The sequence below is a fragment of the Hamadaea tsunoensis DSM 44101 genome (genome assembly GCF_000428945.1).
Lineage (GTDB): Bacteria > Actinomycetota > Actinomycetes > Mycobacteriales > Micromonosporaceae > Hamadaea > Hamadaea tsunoensis.
Genome location: NZ_AUAX01000009.1, coordinates 65,915 through 80,529 on the forward strand (window position 1 = coordinate 65,915; position 14,615 = coordinate 80,529).

A 14,615-nucleotide genomic window follows, 5' to 3' on the forward strand; every position below is an offset into this window, starting at 1 on the left:
TCACTTAGACTTTGACCATGGCGGCCTCCGAAAGCCGGCTCCCCGAGCGGGACCGACCCTGGGTCATGCGTACGTATGCCGGGCACTCCAGCGCGGCGGCGACCAACGCGCTGTTCCGGCGCAACCTCGCCAAGGGGCAGACCGGCCTGTCGGTCGCCTTCGACCTGCCCACCCAGACCGGGTACGACCCGGACCACGAGCTGGCCGCGGGCGAGGTGGGGCGGGTGGGCGTACCGGTGGCGCACCTCGGGGACATGCGGGCGCTGTTCGACGGGATCGACCTCGGCCGGGCCAACACCTCCATGACGATCAACGCGACCGCCATGTGGCTGCTCGCCCTCTACGTCGTCGTGGCGCAGGAGCAGGGCGCGCCGGTCGAGAAGCTCGCCGGGACCACGCAGAACGACCTCATCAAGGAGTACCTGTCCCGGGGCACGTACATCTTCCCGCCCGGGCCGTCGCTGCGGCTGACCACCGACATGATCGCCTGGACCGTGCGGAACACTCCGCAGTGGAATCCGGTCAACATCTGCAGCTACCACCTCCAGGAGGCCGGCGCCACGCCGGTCCAGGAGGTCGGCTTCGCGCTCGCCACCGCCGTCGCGGTGCTGGACGCGGTCCGCGACGGCGGCCAGGTCGCCGCCGAACGCATGGGCGACGTCGTCGCGCGCATCTCCTTCTTCGTCAACTCCGGCGTACGCTTCGTCGAGGAAATGGCCAAGATGCGGGCGTTCGGCCGGCTCTGGGACGAGATCACCCGCGAACGCTACGGCGTCAGCGATGCGAAGCAGCGGCGCTTCCGCTACGGCGTACAGGTGAATTCGCTGGGTTTGACGGAAGCCCAGCCCGAGAACAACATCCAGCGGATCGTCCTGGAGATGCTCGGGGTGACGCTGTCGCGCGACGCGCGGGCGCGGGCTGTGCAGCTGCCCGCGTGGAACGAGGCGCTGGGCCTGCCGCGGCCCTGGGACCAGCAGTGGAGCCTGCGCCTGCAGCAGGTGCTGGCGTTCGAGTCGGACCTGCTGGAGTACCCCGACCTGTTCGAGGGGTCGCACGTGGTCGAGGGCCTGGTCGGCGAGATCGTCACCGGCGCGCGGGCCGAGCTGGACAAGATCCTCGACCTCGGCGGCGCGGTCGCCGCGGTCGAGAGCGGCTACCTCAAGAGCTCGCTCGTCGCGTCGCTCGCGGCCAAGCGGGCCCGGCTGGAGTCCGGCGAGGACACCGTCGTCGGCGTCAACCGGTTCACCGAGACCGAAACGTCGCCGCTCACCGGCGCCGGGGCGATCGAGCAGATCGACCCCGCCGTGGAGAAGGCCGCCGTCACCGCCGTCGCCGAGTGGCGCGCGCTGCGCTCCACGGAGGACGCGCGTGAGGCCTTGGCCCGGCTCCGCTCGGACGCCGCCGGCTCCGTGAACCTGATGCCCGCCACCCTTTCCTGCGTACGCGCCGGCGTGACCACCGGAGAGTGGGCGGCCTGCCTCCGGGAGGTGTTCGGCGAATACCGGGCGCCGACGGGCCTGTCGGGCGTCGCCCCGTCCCCGGCCACGCCGACCGTGCGTGGGCGGGTCGCCGAACTGAGCACCGAACTCGGGCACCCGCCCCGGTTCCTCGTCGGCAAGCCGGGACTGGACGGCCACTCCAACGGTGCCGAACAGATCGCCGTACGCGCCCGCGACGCCGGGTTCGAAGTGATCTACCAGGGCATCCGGCTGACCCCGGCGCAGATCGTCGCCGCCGCGATCGCCGAGGACGTGGACCTGGTGGGGCTGTCCGTCCTCTCCGGTTCGCACCTGTCGGCGGTCCCGGCGGTACTCCGCGGCCTGCGCGAAGCGGGGTCGGCGGTACCGGTGGTGGTCGGCGGGATCATCCCGCCCGAAGACGCCGAAGTGCTGCTCGCCCAAGGGGTCGCGGCAGTGTTCACCCCGAAGGACTTCGCCCTCGCCGACATCATGTCCGCCCTGGTGGACGTAGTCCGCGCGGCTCTCTGACGCGGCAGGCCCGGCGGAGCGGCGGTGAGTGGCCACTCGCCCGTGATCGGAGACGTCCTCCGACACGGTCGGCGCCGGTCGGCGTATTCCTGAATGTGACTTTGAATGAATGCCCGGGTCTAGAGGGAGACCGCCAGGGCGCAGGTGGCGAGCATGCCGCCGAGGAACGTGAGGCCCACCGCTCCCGTGTCCAGGCGGGTGGCCGCCCAGTGGTCCACCCACCGCGCCGCCAGGGGAATCCCCGCGAACGGTGCGAGGACGAAGCACGGCCAGCTGATCCAGTGGATGTCCGAGAACGCCGACGCGGTGAGGCAGAGTACCGCCGCCGCGACCGCGCCGACCAGGGTGAGTGAGGCCAGTAGTGGCAGCGGCAGCGCTTCGGCTCCGCGACGGGCGCGGGCGACCCGGGCCGCGGCTGCCGCGAGGTGGTCGGAAGCTTCGCCGGCGGCGGGACCGGTCGCCGGTGCGGGTACGCCGCCCGCCCGCCGCCCCCGCCAGCCGCTGCCGGCGACGAGTTCGGACCAGATGCGTTCGGCGTGCTGGTCGACGGCGACGACGGCGAGTTCCCGGGCCGCGACGACCTCGGCACAGGCCTGCTGGATGCGTTGGGCGGCCTTGGCGTCCTGGGTGACGACCGCCATGCCGTCCAGATAGGACTGTGTCGCGCCGGCGACCGACACGTCCCGCCGCCGGGTGGCGGCCGCCAGCTCGCCGACGAGCCGGCCGTAGTCATCCGCCGCAGCCACAGCGCCTCACAGGTTCACCTCGTACGGGATGACGATCTCGGGGTGCCGGTGCGTGGCCCGGTCGAAGTAGAGACCTCGCTGCGGGCGCGGGTACCACACCGGACCACCGGGCTGGGGCGACAGCGGTGCGAGCTCGTTGCCGTGCACGTCGAGGGCGATCCAGGCGCCGATGGCGTCGAGCCGGGCGCCGATGCCGCCGAGGTCGTCGCGCAGCCGGGCGACCGTACGCCACCAGCCGAGCACGTGCGTACGCCGTTCGGGGCCCCGGCCGAGCAGCGTACGCAGCAACTCGTGGCCGGTCGGTTCGCCGGGTCCGCGCCGGGCGCCGAGGACGGGGGCGGCCGCGTCCAGCGCGTACGCGAAGACGTAGGTGGGCCGGCCGGAGTCGTCGTCCACCAGGGACGCCAGGAACGGCACGACGTCGCCGGCGGTGATCCAGCGGCACCCCGGCAGTTCCCGGGCGAGCGCCTTGGCCGACGGTTCGGGGTCGCTGTCGAGGCAGGCCACGGCGAACGCGGCCGAGCCCGGTTCGTGCTGGCGGCCGAGGGCCAGCCCGGCCGACGCCAGGATCGCGCACGCCTCCTCGGTACGCGTACCGAGGACGGCCAGGTTGCGGCCGGGGGTCCGGGTCAGGCGCAGGGTCGCGGGCCGGCGGCCGACGTCGATGGTCTCGCCGAGCAGGGCGACCGCGCCCTCCTTGGCGAAGGTGGGCGGCGAGGAGGGCAGTTCGGGGAAGGGCGGGACCGCGTCCCCGTCGAACAGCCGCGGCGGCTGCGCCAGTACGCCCGCCCGCCCCCACAGCTCCTCCTGCATCGCCTGCCAGCGGGCGCGGTCGCCGGCGTCGGGCAGGCGGACGACCTGGTTGGCGGGGGCCGCACCGGAATCGGCGTTGACCACCGCGTGGTGGCGGGGGATCAGCTCGGCGGCCAGGTTGGCCTCGGCCAGGATGCGCCGCGCCTTGGGCAGCGCGATGCGCAGTGTGAACTGGGCGACCAGGGCCGAGCGGCCCCACAGCGCCTCGATGCCGCTGACGTCCTGGCTGGCGAGCACCAGGTGGATGCCCTGCGAGCGGCCCCGCCGGGCGAGGTCTTCGAGCAGCCCGACGGCCTCGGTCGTGACCTGGTCCCGGGCGCCGAGCAGCACCTGGAACTCGTCGATCACGGCGACGATCCGCGGCCAGTGCCCCTGCGGATCCTCCGTGCGCAGCTCGGCCAGCTTGGTCGCCTCGTGCTGCTTGGCCGCCGCCGCCCGCCGCTTCAGCTCCTCGGCCAGGTGGCGCAGCAGGGCCAGGCCGAACTCCCGGTCGGCGTTGACGTTCACGCCGACGACGCGTACCTGGGGAAGCCAGCTGGGGTCGCGCGGCGAGGGCGCGAACCGGGCGAACGACACGCCCTCCTTGAAGTCGAGCAGGTGCAGCTCCAGCTCGTCCGGGCCGTACCGGGTGGCCAGGGCCGCGAGCCAGCAGTAGAGCAGGTTGGTCTTGCCCGAGCCGGAGGGGCCGCCGATGAGCGCGTGCGGCGGGTCGTCGCCGAGCGTCAGCTCCACCAGCTCGCCGTCGGTGCCCTCGCCGATCGGCGCGCGCAGCTCGCGCGCCGCCGAGGCGGTCCAGCGCTCCGCCGGCAGCAGACTGTCCAGTGTGGCCGGTGGGCGGCCCGCGGCCAGCTCCTTGCCGAACCCCGTCACCAGCTCCGCGGGCGGCGGCGGGTCGAGCACCACGGTCAGGTCGCCCGTCAGCCCGGTCCGTGCGAGGAACCCCTCCGTGACCGTCACCGTTCGCACCGTCGGGTGCGGCTCCAGATCCACACCCCGGACCATCAGGTGTACGCCTGCCGCGACGCCTGTACGCGTGACGCGGTCGAGCTGCGCCCGCTGCGCGGCGGACAGCTCGGTGCCGGGGTCGCCGAGCAGGACCAGTACCCGCCAGGGTTCCGGCCGGCGGCCGAGGGCGGCGGCGGCCTTGGCGACGGTCGCGTACTCGCCGGCGAGGACGGAGTTCACCCGCTGGATGTGCGCGGCGAACTCGTCCAAGGTGGCGGCCAGCCCGCCGGGCCCGACGAAGGTCGCGATCGGCCCCGCGCCACCGGCGATCTCCGCGCCGGCCAGCGGGGCGAATCCGGCGAGCGCCCCGCCCAGCCGGCCGGGATCGTAGATCCACAACCGCACCCCGCCCGCCGGTACGCAGCCCAGCATCCGCAGCAGCAGTCCCGCGACGCAGCCGTCGAGAGTGGACGGATCGGGTCCGGTGAGCGACAGGTGCGCCGCGTCGAGCAGCGGGACGAGGGCGGGCAGCGGCGGGTCGAACTCGAGCGAGCCGATCCGGAGCAGGGTCGGCGTACCGGTCTGGGACGGCTGCCACACCGGCCAGGTCGCGCCCGCCGCACCGGGGGCGGCCTGGCCGGCCAGCTCCGCGAGGGCGGCGGCCACCGTGCCCGTCTCCCGGGCCAGCTTCTCCTCGGCCGCGTGGCGTACCGCGTCCCGTTCGGCGGCCAGCGCCCGGTGCCGGTCCGGCGCCTTCGACCGCACCGCTTCGGACTGCGTACGCGCCTCGGTATGGGCCACGGTCGCGGCGACCAGTGCCGCCCGGACGGCTGCCCGGGCGGCAGCGAGATCTCTGCGTACCGCGGTGACCAGGGGCCCGCGGGCGCGCTCAGCCACCGGCCGGCGCATCGGAGCCGCCGGCGAGCGCGTCGACGGCGCTCCGTCGGCGGCTGCCGTCCCCGACCCGCAGGGCCGTACGCTTCGCGTGCGCCTCCGCCAGGGCCGACCGGCGCCGCTGCTCCTCCTCGACGACCGCGTGGAGTTCGGCCGCACCGCGCCCGGTCGCCCGCAGCAGCCCCGCGACCAGCAGAGCCGCCGCGGCCGCCGAGTCCACCGGATGCGTCGGCCCCGAGTCCGTACGCCGCTGCGGCGCGGCGTGGCAGACCCGGGCGATGATCTCGTCGGCGGCCTCGGCCGACAACTTGGGCAGCAGCCCGATCGACGACAGCGCCGCCCGGCGTACTCTCGCGAGGTCTTCCAGCCGGGGCGGGTGACCCACCAGATCGGCCGCGAGGAACCGCAGCAGCGGGGGAGCGACCGCGGCGAGGCCGAGGCCGACCGCGGCGCCCGAGCCCGCCAGCTCGCGGTGCAGCCGCGCGGGATGCTCGTCGAGCGCGGCGGAGGCGCAGCGGCGCAGCAGTTCGGTGCTGGTGTCGGCGGGGTCGGACGGCTCGTCGACGGGCCCGTCCGCGAGCACCTGTACGCGCTCGGCCCACCAGTCGGTCAGCTGCCGCCCGCCGTCGGCGCGTTGCGTGGGAACCGTGGCGGCCCACGAGTTCGTCGCGGGGACGGAGTCGGCGGCGATGCCGAGCGCGACCGTGTACTCCTCCAACGCGTCCTGAGCGCCGCGCATCAGCCCGACAGCCGATTCCAGCCGCTCGGTCGCCCCGGCCAACTGCGGTACGCGAGCCGGATCGCCCGTCGCGTGCATCACCCAGGCGAGCAGCCCGCCCGCCATCCGCAGCCGCTCGGCGGCCGCCGTCACCTCGGCGACCGGCAGCTCGTCGCGGGCCACCCGGATCTGGTCGGCGAGATCCTGGACGAGACTCATCACAACCCCGCTACATACGTCTGGGCCTGATCGACCGCGGCCAGCGTGGCCGACAGGCACTCGTCCAGCTCGTTCGTGGCCTGGGCGAGGGCCGCCTGGGCGGCGGTCACCGAATCGTGCCCCGACCCCTCGACGGCCACGGCGAGACTCATCTGCGCCTCGCCCAGCTTGTGGTTCGCCGCGCGTACGGCGTCCTGGCTCTCCTGCACGTGCAGCATGGCGGCATCGATTGCCGCCTTGACCTCGGCGACGCTCGCCACGGCACCTCCCGGGGGCGGCCGCGGCGGGACATGCTGGTGTGCCGCGGATTGTCCTGATTATCCCGTTAAGTCCATTTCTGTAGCCGCATGTGTACGGCGTGTCGCTTGTACAACGAAGCGACCGGACTTTCGGGGCGGATCATTTTCCGGGGCTGGCCGGCCTCACATCGAGCGTTGGGCGGCGGCCGTGGCGCGGGCGCGGGCCCGCCGGCGGCGGGTGAGTACCCACCAGGCGAACCAGAAGAAGAGCACGACGAACAGCAGGATGAGGATCGGGATCACGATCGCGACGACCGAGACCGTGGCGCTGGTGGCGTCCTCCGCCGTGGACACGACCGGCGCCCCGAAGCCCAGGGTGAACGTGTTGATCACCGGGCGGGCGGTCGCCTTGACGCCGTGGACCGTGAGTCCCATGAGGATGCCGACGACGATGGGCACCCACTGCTTCGACTCGAAGAAGCTGCCGGGGTCGGTCACGGTGACCGTCTGCGACTCCGAACCGGCACCGAACGCGATACCGCCGGCGGTCGGGCGCACGACCGTCTGGATGACGTCGTTGGCGTGATCGATGAGCGGGATCTTGTCCGCGACCAGCTCGATCGCCAGCAGCACGGCGAGGATCAGCAGCACCCACCCGTTGCTCAGCCAGCTCCACCCCGACGGCAGGGTGATCAGATTCGTGTACCGGTCGAGCAGACCGAGGGCGAGCAGCGGGATGTACGCGTTGAGGCCGGCGGCGCCGGCCAGTCCTGTTCCCGTGAGCGCTTCGAGCACGCCTTCAGCATGCCAGGTGTGATCCACCCCCGCTCGGCCGATAGGCTCGGGCGGTGCGTCTGGTTATCGCTCGCTGCTCGGTCGACTACGTGGGCCGGCTCGCCGCCCACCTGCCCACGGCCAACCGGCTCATCATGGTGAAGGCCGACGGGTCGGTGTCCATCCACGCCGACGACCGGGCGTACAAGCCGCTGAACTGGATGAGCCCGCCCTGCCGGCTCGAAGAGGCACCCGGCGTGTGGCGGGTCGTCAACAAGGCGGGCGAGGAGCTGCGGATCACCCTGGAGGAGATCTTCAGCGACTCCAGCCACGAGCTCGGCGTCGACCCCGGCCTGCGCAAGGACGGCGTCGAGGCCCACCTGCAGGAACTGCTCGCCGCCCAGCCCGAGACCTTCGGCGACGGCTACTCCCTCGTACGCCGGGAGCACATGACGGCCATCGGCCCGGTCGACCTGCTCTGCCGCGACTCCGCCGGAGCGCACGTGGCCGTCGAGGTGAAGCGGCGCGGCGAGATCGACGGGGTCGAGCAGCTGACCCGGTACCTCGAACTGATGAACCGCGACCCGCTGCTGGCGCCGGTCGCCGGGATCTTCGCCGCCCAGGAGATCAAGCCGCAGGCGCGCGTACTGGCGGTGGACCGGGGGATCCGCTGCGTGGTCGTGGACTACGACCGGCTCCGCGGCGTCGTCAAAGACGAGTGGACCCTCTTCTAGTCACCACCCAGCCTCATCCCCCCGTCCCAAGATCCTGTTTGGATCAGGGAAATCACCCGAATCTTGGCTCATGATTCGGGTGGCAACCGTGATCCAAACGGGATCTTGAAGTAGCGGCGATCAGTAGGGGGCGCCGCAGATCTTCCACTCGCCGGACTCCTTGACCAGCATGAACGTGTGGGACTCCGTGCCGTCGGCGGCCGTGGTGAGCTCGGCGTCGACCGTCGCCGTGGTCCGCCCGTTGCTGGTCAGCACGTGTGCGCCGGTGATCCTGTGCGACTGGATGCCCTGGTCGGAGGCGAGGACCTCGAACGCGTTGAGCGGGAACATGGTCTTCGTGACACTGCACAGCAGGGTGTAGGCGGCGGTCGTGTTGCCGGACTCCAGGTCGTCGGCGAACTCGTTCACCACGTTCGTCACGGGGGCGACGGCGTCCTTGACGGTGGTGAACAGCTTGATGCCGCCGAAGATCCCCCCGGCGCAGCAGAGCACGGCGACGATCCCGACGACGATCAGGACGGTACGCAGCGTGTGCGACTTCTTGGCCGGTGCGGGCGGCGCGTACTGCGGCTGCGGATAGGGCCCCGTGGGTTGACTCATGTCCGCACCGTAAGGCTTGTCCGCAAGGTCAGCCGAGGGAGGCCAGACGGCCCCGGAGGTAGCGCTGTTCCGCCTGGTTGCGGGTCAGGTCGATCGCCCGCCGGTACGCCTCGGCCGCCTCCGCCATCCGTCCGGCCCGGCGGAGCAGGTCGGCGCGGGCGGCTTCGCGCAGCGGGACGTCCGCCGTGGACAGCTCGTCGAGCAGGGCGAGGCCGGCTTCCGGGCCGATTGCCATGCCGACGGCGATGGCGCGGTTGAGGCGTACGGTCGGGGAGGGTACGAGGACCATGAGGTCGTCGTAGAGGCCCGCGATCTGCGGCCAGTCCGTCGCCGACGCGATCGGTGCGGTCGCGTGGCAGGCCGCGATCAGGGCCTGCAAGCGGTACGGGCCCAGCGGTCCGGCGAGGGCGGCCCGGCGCAGCAGCGCGAGGCCGTCTTCGATCATCGGCCGGTTCCAGCGGGTCCGGTCCTGCTCCTCCAACGGGATCAGGCCGCCGGCCGCGTCGACCCGGGTCGCGGCTCGGGCCTGGTGCAGCAGGAGAAGGGCGTACAGGCCCTGGGCCTCGGGGTCGCCGGGCAACAGTTCCGCCACTGCGGCGGCGAGGCGTACGGCAGCCGCGCACAGGTCCGTGCGCAGCAGGTCAGGGCCGCTCGTGGCCGCGTACCCCTCGTTGAAAAGGAGATAGACCACCCCCAGGACCGCGGCGGTCCGCGCGGGCAGCAGGTCCGCGGGCGGCACGCGGTAGGGGATGCGCGCGGTCACGATCTTCTTGCGCGTACGCACGAGCCGCTTGGCCATGCTCGCCTCGCTGACCGCGAACGCGCGGGCGATCTCGGCGACCGACAACCCGCACAGGGTACGCAGCGCCAGCGTGACCTGTGCCTCGAAGCCGAGGGCGGGGTGGCAGCAGGTGAAGATGAGCCGCAGCCGGTCGTCGGCGATCGGGCCGGGAGGGTCCGACGCGGTCTGGACGGCGAGGAGGCGGAGCTTGTCCGCGCCGACCTTGGCGCGGCGCAGGCGGTCGACGGCGTGGTTGCGGGCGGCGGTGGTGAGCCACGCCCGCGGCCGTTCCGGTACGCCGTCGCGGCGCCACGCGGGCAGCGCTCGGGCGAACGCCTCCTGAGCGGACTCCTCGGCGAGGTCCCAGTCGCCCGTGCCGCCGATGAGCGTGGCGACGATGCGGCCCCAGTCGTCGCGGAACGCCTGCTCCAAGGCCTCCTCGGGGGTCGTCATGCGGCGCGGGTTCCGCCGGTGCCGTCGCGCAGCGGGCGGATCTCGACCTGGCCGATCCGGGTCGCCGGGTGCCCGGCGGCGATCGCGATCGCCTCGTCGAGGTCGGCCACCTCCACGATCGCCAGGCCGCCGACCTGTTCGCGGCCCTCGATGAACGGACCGTCGGTGAGCAGGACCTCGCCGTCGCGGACGCGTACGGTGGTGGCTGTGGGGCTGGGCCGCAGGCCCTCGTGCACGCGCAGGACACCCCGCCGGCGAAGGTCCTCGATCCAGTCCGTGAAGTCGGCGAAGGCGCCTTCGGCGATGGCGTCGGCCGCCACCTGCTCGTCGGCACTGATCATCAAGAGATAGCGCACGGGTGTCCTCATCTCGCCGGGTCGTTCGTCCATGGTGTGCCCCGAGGGGCGGACAAGCATTCCAGATTGTCAGGAGACCTGATGAGCACGATCCAGAAAGTGATCTCCCGCGACGGTACGCCCATCGCGTACGCATCGGTGGGAACGGGGACACCGGTGATTTTCGTGGTGGGGGCGCTCAACGACCGGCACAAGTGCGTACCGGTGGCGGAATCGCTGGCCGACGGGTTCACCGCCGTCACCTACGACCGCCGGGCCCGGGGCGCCAGCGGCGACACCCGCCCGTACGCGGTCCAGCGCGAGGTCGAGGACCTGACCGCCGTGATCGAGGCAGTCGGCGGACCGGCGGCGGTGTTCGGCTTCTCGTCGGGCGCGAACCTCGTCCTGCACGCCGCCGCGGCCGGGGCGCCGATCAGCGAGGTCGTGCTGTTCGAGCCGCCGTTCACGTTCGGCGTACCGGCGCCGGACCCGGACGACCTGCCGGAGCGGCTGCAGGCGCTGCTCGATGCCGGCAAGCCGGACGAGGTCGTGACCACGTTCCAGATCGACGGCATCGGCATGCCGGCCGAGGTCGTCGAGCAGATGCGCCACGCACCGTTCTTCGCGGGGCTGGCGGCCATGACGCAGAGCGTGGTCTACGACGCGGTCGTCGCCCGGGAACTCCGCCTGCCCACTCCGGAGATGCTGGCCGTGAAGGTGCCGGTTCTGATCCTCAACGGTGCCGAGACCTGGCCCCGGCTGCGGGACTGGGCGACGGAACTGGCGAACCGGCTGCCGGGCGCCACCCGCGAGGAGGTCTCGGGCGGCGAGAACCACGGCATCCCCACCGAATCGACCGCCGAGGCGATCCGCGCGTTCCTGAAGCGCTGACCGCCCCGTCCCCGTTGCAGCGCCAAGATCCTGTTTGGATCAGCTTTTCCACCCGAATCATGGACCAAGATTCGGGTGATTTCCCTGATCCAAGCGGGATCTTGGGGCGGATCCGGTGGGATCTTGGGGGTGGGGTCTGGTCAGCGCCCGTGCATGATGCGGACGATCTTGTGGCCGAGGGCGACGCTCTTCTCGGTACGCCGGAACGTCAGCAGCGGCACCACCGACGGCAGCCGGCGCCGGGCGATGGACGACGCGCGACCGAACTCCCGCAGCCCGTCCGCGCCGTGGATACGCCCGAAGCCGGACTGGCCGACCCCGCCGAACGGCAGCTCGGGCAGGACGGCGAAGGAGAACGTGGAGTTCACCGCGACCATTCCGGCGCGCAGCCGGCGCGCGATCTTCAGTCCGTTGTGCTTGGAGAACACCGCCCCGCCGAGCCCGTAGGGCACCGCGTTGGCCTTGGCGACCGCCTCGTCCATGGAGGCCACCTTGGCGACCGTCATCGTCGGGCCGAAGGTCTCCTCGCACACCGCGGCGGAGTCCTCGGGCACGTCGACCAGGATGGTCGGCCGGACGACCGGGCCGCGTACGGAGTCGGGGCCGCCGAGGACCGCCGTGCCGCCGCGGGCCAGGGCGTCGTCGATGTGCCGCCGGATGATCTCGCGCTGGCCGGGCATGGTGATCGGGCCGACGTCCTCGCCCGGATCGGTGCCGTAGGTGAGCTTCTCGGCGTCGCCGACGAGCGCCTTGAGGAACGGCTCGTAGACCTTCTCGTGCACGTAGACGCGCTCGATGCCGACGCACGACTGGCCGGCGTTGGTCATCGCGCCCCAGAGGGCGGCGTCCGCGGCCGCCTTCACGTCCGCGTCCGCGTCGACGATCAGGGCGTCCTTGCCGCCGCATTCGACCAGCACGGGCACCAGGTTCTCGGCGCAGGCGGCCATGACCTTCTTGCCGGTCGCGGTCGAGCCGGTGAAGGCGACCTTGTCCACGCCCGAGCGGCACAGGGCGGCGCCCACGTCGCCGAGACCGTGCACGATCTGCAGCACCGGCTGCTCCGGCACGACCTCGCGGAACAGGTCGACGTACCACTGGCCGACGGCCGGGGTGTACTCGCTGGGCTTGAAGACCACCGCGTTGCCGGCCGCCAGCGCGTACGCGATGGAACCCATGGGCGTGAACAGCGGGTAGTTCCAGGGGCCGATGACGCCGACCACGCCGTAGGGCCGGTACTCCAGGCGGCCCGCGAACTCGGGCTGCAGCAGCGAACCGCCGACGCGGCGGGGACCGAGCACCTTGCGCGCGTGCCGGGCGGCCCAGGCGATGTGCTCGATGGTCACGAACGTCTCGAGCGTGGAGTCGATGCGCGGCTTGCCGCCCTCGGCCGTCATGAGCGCGGCGAGTTCCGGGATGCGCCGGGTCAGCAGGGCGCGGAAGCGCAGCAGGCGGCGCTTGCGCTCGGGAAAGCCGAGCGACTCCCACCAGGCGCCCGCCTCGCGCGCGGTCCGGACGGCCGCGGCCACGTCCTCGGCGCTCGCCACCGGGAAGGCGCCGACCTCCTCGCCCGTGGCGGGGTTCGTCGAGATGAGGCGGCCGTCGGCGACCCGGCTCGCGCCAGGCACGGGGAGGTCCGCACGGTCGGTCTGCAGCGGGTCGCTGGTAGTGGTCACGGCGCGAAGTCTAATGCGCGTTCAGGCGAACGCGAAAGATCCTCACTGGTAACCAAGGCCGCCTAAACGGCCAGATATTCATCGAAGATTTCCTTTGCCACGTGCGCGGGCGGCCGCAGCTCACCCTCGGCGTGACGGCGGATGAAGCGGTCCCGCTCCGCGAAGTCGGCGCCGCGGATGATCTCCTGCATCCCGGTGTCGAGCACCCCCGGGTTGACCACCGAGACCGTCACCCCCGGATCGTGGGCCCACTCCGCGGCCACGTGGGCGAAGAACTCCTCCGCGCCGCGCTTCGTCGCCGAGTACACCGACCAGCCGTCGATCACGTGATGCGCCGCGCCCGTGGACACGAAAACGATCTTCAGCGGTACGCCGTCCGGCCGCGCCGCCAGCACCGCGCCGGTCAGCAGCACGGCGGAGGTGAGGTTGACGGCGACCGCCCGCTCGACGGCCGCGGGGTCCAGGCGTACGGCGGGGCCGATCGGTTCGACGACGGCGGCGTTGAGCACCAGCGCGGCCTCCCGGGCTCCGGCGAGGAACCCGGCCAGTGCGGCCCGGCCCGGCAGGCTGCCGAGCTCGGCGAGGTCGCAGGCGTACGGGGTGAGCCGGGGGTCGGCCTCCTGCTCGGCCGTGAAGCCGCGGGCCAGGGCCAGCACCCGGGCACCGGGCTCGCCGAGCACCTGGTCGGCGAGGGCGGCGCCGAGGCCGCGGGACGTACCGGTGATCACCACATGCATTCGTCCCATCGTAGTGACGGCACACCTGGCGTACGCCGTCGGAGCTGTGCAAGCATGCCGGGCCATGGCGTACGCGAAGCAGACGGTGGCGGTCGGCGGCGGCGAACTGGCCGTCGGGGTGTGGGGCGAGACGGGACCGCTGGTGGTGGCGGTGCACGGGATCACGTCCAACCATCTCGCCTGGACCCTGGTCGGCGAGGATCTCGGCCGCGACCACCGGTTCGTGGCGGTCGACCTGCGCGGCCGCGGCGACAGCCGGGATCTCCCCGGGCCCTACGGCATGGCGCGGCACGCCGAGGACGTGGCCGCCGTCATCGAGGCGTTCGGCGGCGGCCCGATCGTCCTGGCCGGCCAGTCGATGGGCGGCTGGGTCACGGTCGAGACCGCGCACCGCCGGCCCGACCTCGTCGAGCGGCTCGTCCTGGTGGACGGGGGCGCGCCGCTGCCGCTGCCGGACGGCGTACCGGCGCGGGCGTCCGAGGCGGATCTGCGCTCGGCGGTCGAGCAGACGGTCGGCACGGCCTTCGCCCGGCTGACGATGACCTTCCCGGACGTCGAGTCGGCCGTCTCGCTGTGGCGCGGCCATCCGGCGCTGACGGAATGGACTCCGCTGCTGCAGGCGTACGCCGAATATGACGTGACACCGGCCGGCGACGGCGTGGCGACGAAGGCGGTCCTGGCCGCGGCGGTACGCGACGCGCAGGAGCTGTACGCGCTGGCCGGCACCGAACCGCGGGCCCTGCCGGTGCCGGGGGTGTTCCTGCGGGCCGAGTTCGGCATGCTCGGCGGCCTCCCGGCGATGTACGCGCCCGGCGACGCGACGCACTGGCTGCCCGGCGTCGCGGAGTCGACGATCGACGATGTCAATCACTACACGGTGCTGATGGGGGAGCGGGGCGCGAAAGCCGTCATAGCCGCGATTCGCGGCGCGGCGGCTGCCTGATCGGGCCGGTCGGCCTGACCAATCGGTCAAATCCCATACGCGACACCGGCACAGGTGGCGTCCTCCGAGGAACGGTCACTAAGGTAACCCCCTCGGGGACGCCGTCGCTGCGACGGGCCCCGTGGGGAGGAA

At 72.6% G+C, this 14,615-nt stretch carries 14 protein-coding genes; 4 read left to right on the forward strand and 10 right to left on the reverse strand.

Going from position 1 to position 14,615, the window contains the following annotated elements; genetic code table 11:
• The first annotated feature begins 17 nt into the window (after nucleotides 1–17).
• Nucleotides 18–1,988, forward strand: coding sequence for a protein meaA (locus tag G401_RS0118210; protein WP_027343643.1), 1,971 nt, complete (start codon nucleotides 18–20; stop codon nucleotides 1,986–1,988).
• Between the two features lie 119 nt (nucleotides 1,989–2,107).
• Here G401_RS0118210 and G401_RS52905 read toward each other — a convergent pair whose 3' ends face one another.
• The 5 genes from G401_RS52905 to G401_RS0118235 form a co-directional block, all read right to left on the reverse strand.
• A complete protein-coding gene (locus tag G401_RS52905; protein WP_027343644.1) occupies nucleotides 2,108–2,734 on the reverse strand; it encodes a hypothetical protein in 627 nt (208 codons plus the stop codon).
• 6 nt (nucleotides 2,735–2,740) lie between these two features.
• Entirely contained in the window at nucleotides 2,741–5,389 is a 2,649-nt protein-coding gene (locus G401_RS0118220; RefSeq protein WP_027343645.1) for an FtsK/SpoIIIE domain-containing protein, read from the reverse strand.
• Entirely contained in the window at nucleotides 5,382–6,323 is a 942-nt protein-coding gene (locus G401_RS46540; RefSeq protein WP_051366801.1) for a hypothetical protein, read from the reverse strand. The genes G401_RS0118220 and G401_RS46540 overlap by 8 nt, the downstream gene beginning before the upstream one ends.
• The gene (locus tag G401_RS0118230; protein ID WP_407636888.1) at nucleotides 6,323–6,541 is read right to left on the reverse strand and encodes a hypothetical protein; all 219 of its coding nucleotides are present in this window, start codon (nucleotides 6,539–6,541) and stop codon (nucleotides 6,323–6,325) included. Before G401_RS0118230 ends, G401_RS46540 begins: the two co-directional genes overlap by 1 nt.
• A gap of 204 nt (nucleotides 6,542–6,745) precedes the next feature.
• Nucleotides 6,746–7,357, reverse strand: a complete 612-nt coding sequence (locus tag G401_RS0118235; protein WP_027343647.1) for a DUF4126 domain-containing protein — start codon at nucleotides 7,355–7,357, stop codon at nucleotides 6,746–6,748.
• A gap of 53 nt (nucleotides 7,358–7,410) precedes the next feature.
• Between G401_RS0118235 and nucS the strand changes: the two genes are divergently transcribed.
• Complete coding sequence (gene nucS / locus G401_RS0118240) at nucleotides 7,411–8,070, forward strand: endonuclease NucS (protein ID WP_027343648.1); 660 nt, start codon at nucleotides 7,411–7,413, stop codon at nucleotides 8,068–8,070.
• A gap of 120 nt (nucleotides 8,071–8,190) precedes the next feature.
• On the opposite strand, the gene G401_RS0118245 is transcribed toward nucS, so the two are convergent.
• From G401_RS0118245 to G401_RS0118255, 3 genes are read right to left on the reverse strand one after another with little or no spacing between them, the layout of a single operon-like run.
• Nucleotides 8,191–8,670, reverse strand: a complete 480-nt coding sequence (locus tag G401_RS0118245; protein ID WP_027343649.1) for an Rv0361 family membrane protein — start codon at nucleotides 8,668–8,670, stop codon at nucleotides 8,191–8,193.
• 28 nt (nucleotides 8,671–8,698) lie between these two features.
• Nucleotides 8,699–9,904, reverse strand: a complete 1,206-nt coding sequence (locus G401_RS0118250) for an RNA polymerase sigma factor (protein WP_027343650.1) — start codon at nucleotides 9,902–9,904, stop codon at nucleotides 8,699–8,701.
• The gene (locus tag G401_RS0118255) at nucleotides 9,901–10,260 is read right to left on the reverse strand and encodes a YciI family protein (RefSeq protein WP_027343651.1); all 360 of its coding nucleotides are present in this window, start codon (nucleotides 10,258–10,260) and stop codon (nucleotides 9,901–9,903) included. The genes G401_RS0118250 and G401_RS0118255 overlap by 4 nt, the downstream gene beginning before the upstream one ends.
• An 81-nt stretch (nucleotides 10,261–10,341) precedes the next feature.
• Between G401_RS0118255 and G401_RS0118260 the strand changes: the two genes are divergently transcribed.
• On the forward strand, nucleotides 10,342–11,130 hold the full coding sequence (locus G401_RS0118260) for an alpha/beta fold hydrolase (RefSeq protein ID WP_034592122.1): 789 nt from the start codon (nucleotides 10,342–10,344) through the stop codon (nucleotides 11,128–11,130).
• 140 nt (nucleotides 11,131–11,270) lie between these two features.
• On the opposite strand, the gene G401_RS0118265 is transcribed toward G401_RS0118260, so the two are convergent.
• Nucleotides 11,271–12,755 (reverse strand): aldehyde dehydrogenase family protein, encoded by a 1,485-nt coding sequence (locus G401_RS0118265; protein WP_027343653.1) that lies wholly within the window; start codon nucleotides 12,753–12,755, stop codon nucleotides 11,271–11,273.
• 110 nt (nucleotides 12,756–12,865) lie between these two features.
• Nucleotides 12,866–13,540 (reverse strand): SDR family NAD(P)-dependent oxidoreductase, encoded by a 675-nt coding sequence (locus tag G401_RS46545; RefSeq protein ID WP_169734207.1) that lies wholly within the window; start codon nucleotides 13,538–13,540, stop codon nucleotides 12,866–12,868.
• 64 nt (nucleotides 13,541–13,604) lie between these two features.
• Between G401_RS46545 and G401_RS0118275 the strand changes: the two genes are divergently transcribed.
• Nucleotides 13,605–14,483, forward strand: a complete 879-nt coding sequence (locus G401_RS0118275) for an alpha/beta fold hydrolase (RefSeq protein WP_027343654.1) — start codon at nucleotides 13,605–13,607, stop codon at nucleotides 14,481–14,483.
• The last annotated feature ends 132 nt before the right edge of the window (nucleotides 14,484–14,615 follow it).

Bases quoted from the DNA above. Each gene is read 5' to 3' on its own strand.
- G401_RS0118210 (WP_027343643.1), top strand. From the start codon at position 18: ATGGCGGCCTCCGAAAGCCGGCTCCCCGAGCGGGACCGACCCTGGGTC.
- G401_RS46540 (WP_051366801.1), bottom strand. From the start codon at position 6,323: ATGAGTCTCGTCCAGGATCTCGCCGACCAGATCCGGGTGGCCCGCGAC.
- G401_RS0118230 (WP_407636888.1), bottom strand. From the start codon at position 6,541: ATGCTGCACGTGCAGGAGAGCCAGGACGCCGTACGCGCGGCGAACCAC.
- G401_RS0118245 (WP_027343649.1), bottom strand. From the start codon at position 8,670: ATGAGTCAACCCACGGGGCCCTATCCGCAGCCGCAGTACGCGCCGCCC.
- G401_RS0118250 (WP_027343650.1), bottom strand. From the start codon at position 9,904: ATGACGACCCCCGAGGAGGCCTTGGAGCAGGCGTTCCGCGACGACTGG.
- G401_RS0118260 (WP_034592122.1), top strand. From the start codon at position 10,342: ATGAGCACGATCCAGAAAGTGATCTCCCGCGACGGTACGCCCATCGCG.
- G401_RS46545 (WP_169734207.1), bottom strand. From the start codon at position 13,540: ATGCATGTGGTGATCACCGGTACGTCCCGCGGCCTCGGCGCCGCCCTC.
- G401_RS0118275 (WP_027343654.1), top strand. From the start codon at position 13,605: ATGGCGTACGCGAAGCAGACGGTGGCGGTCGGCGGCGGCGAACTGGCC.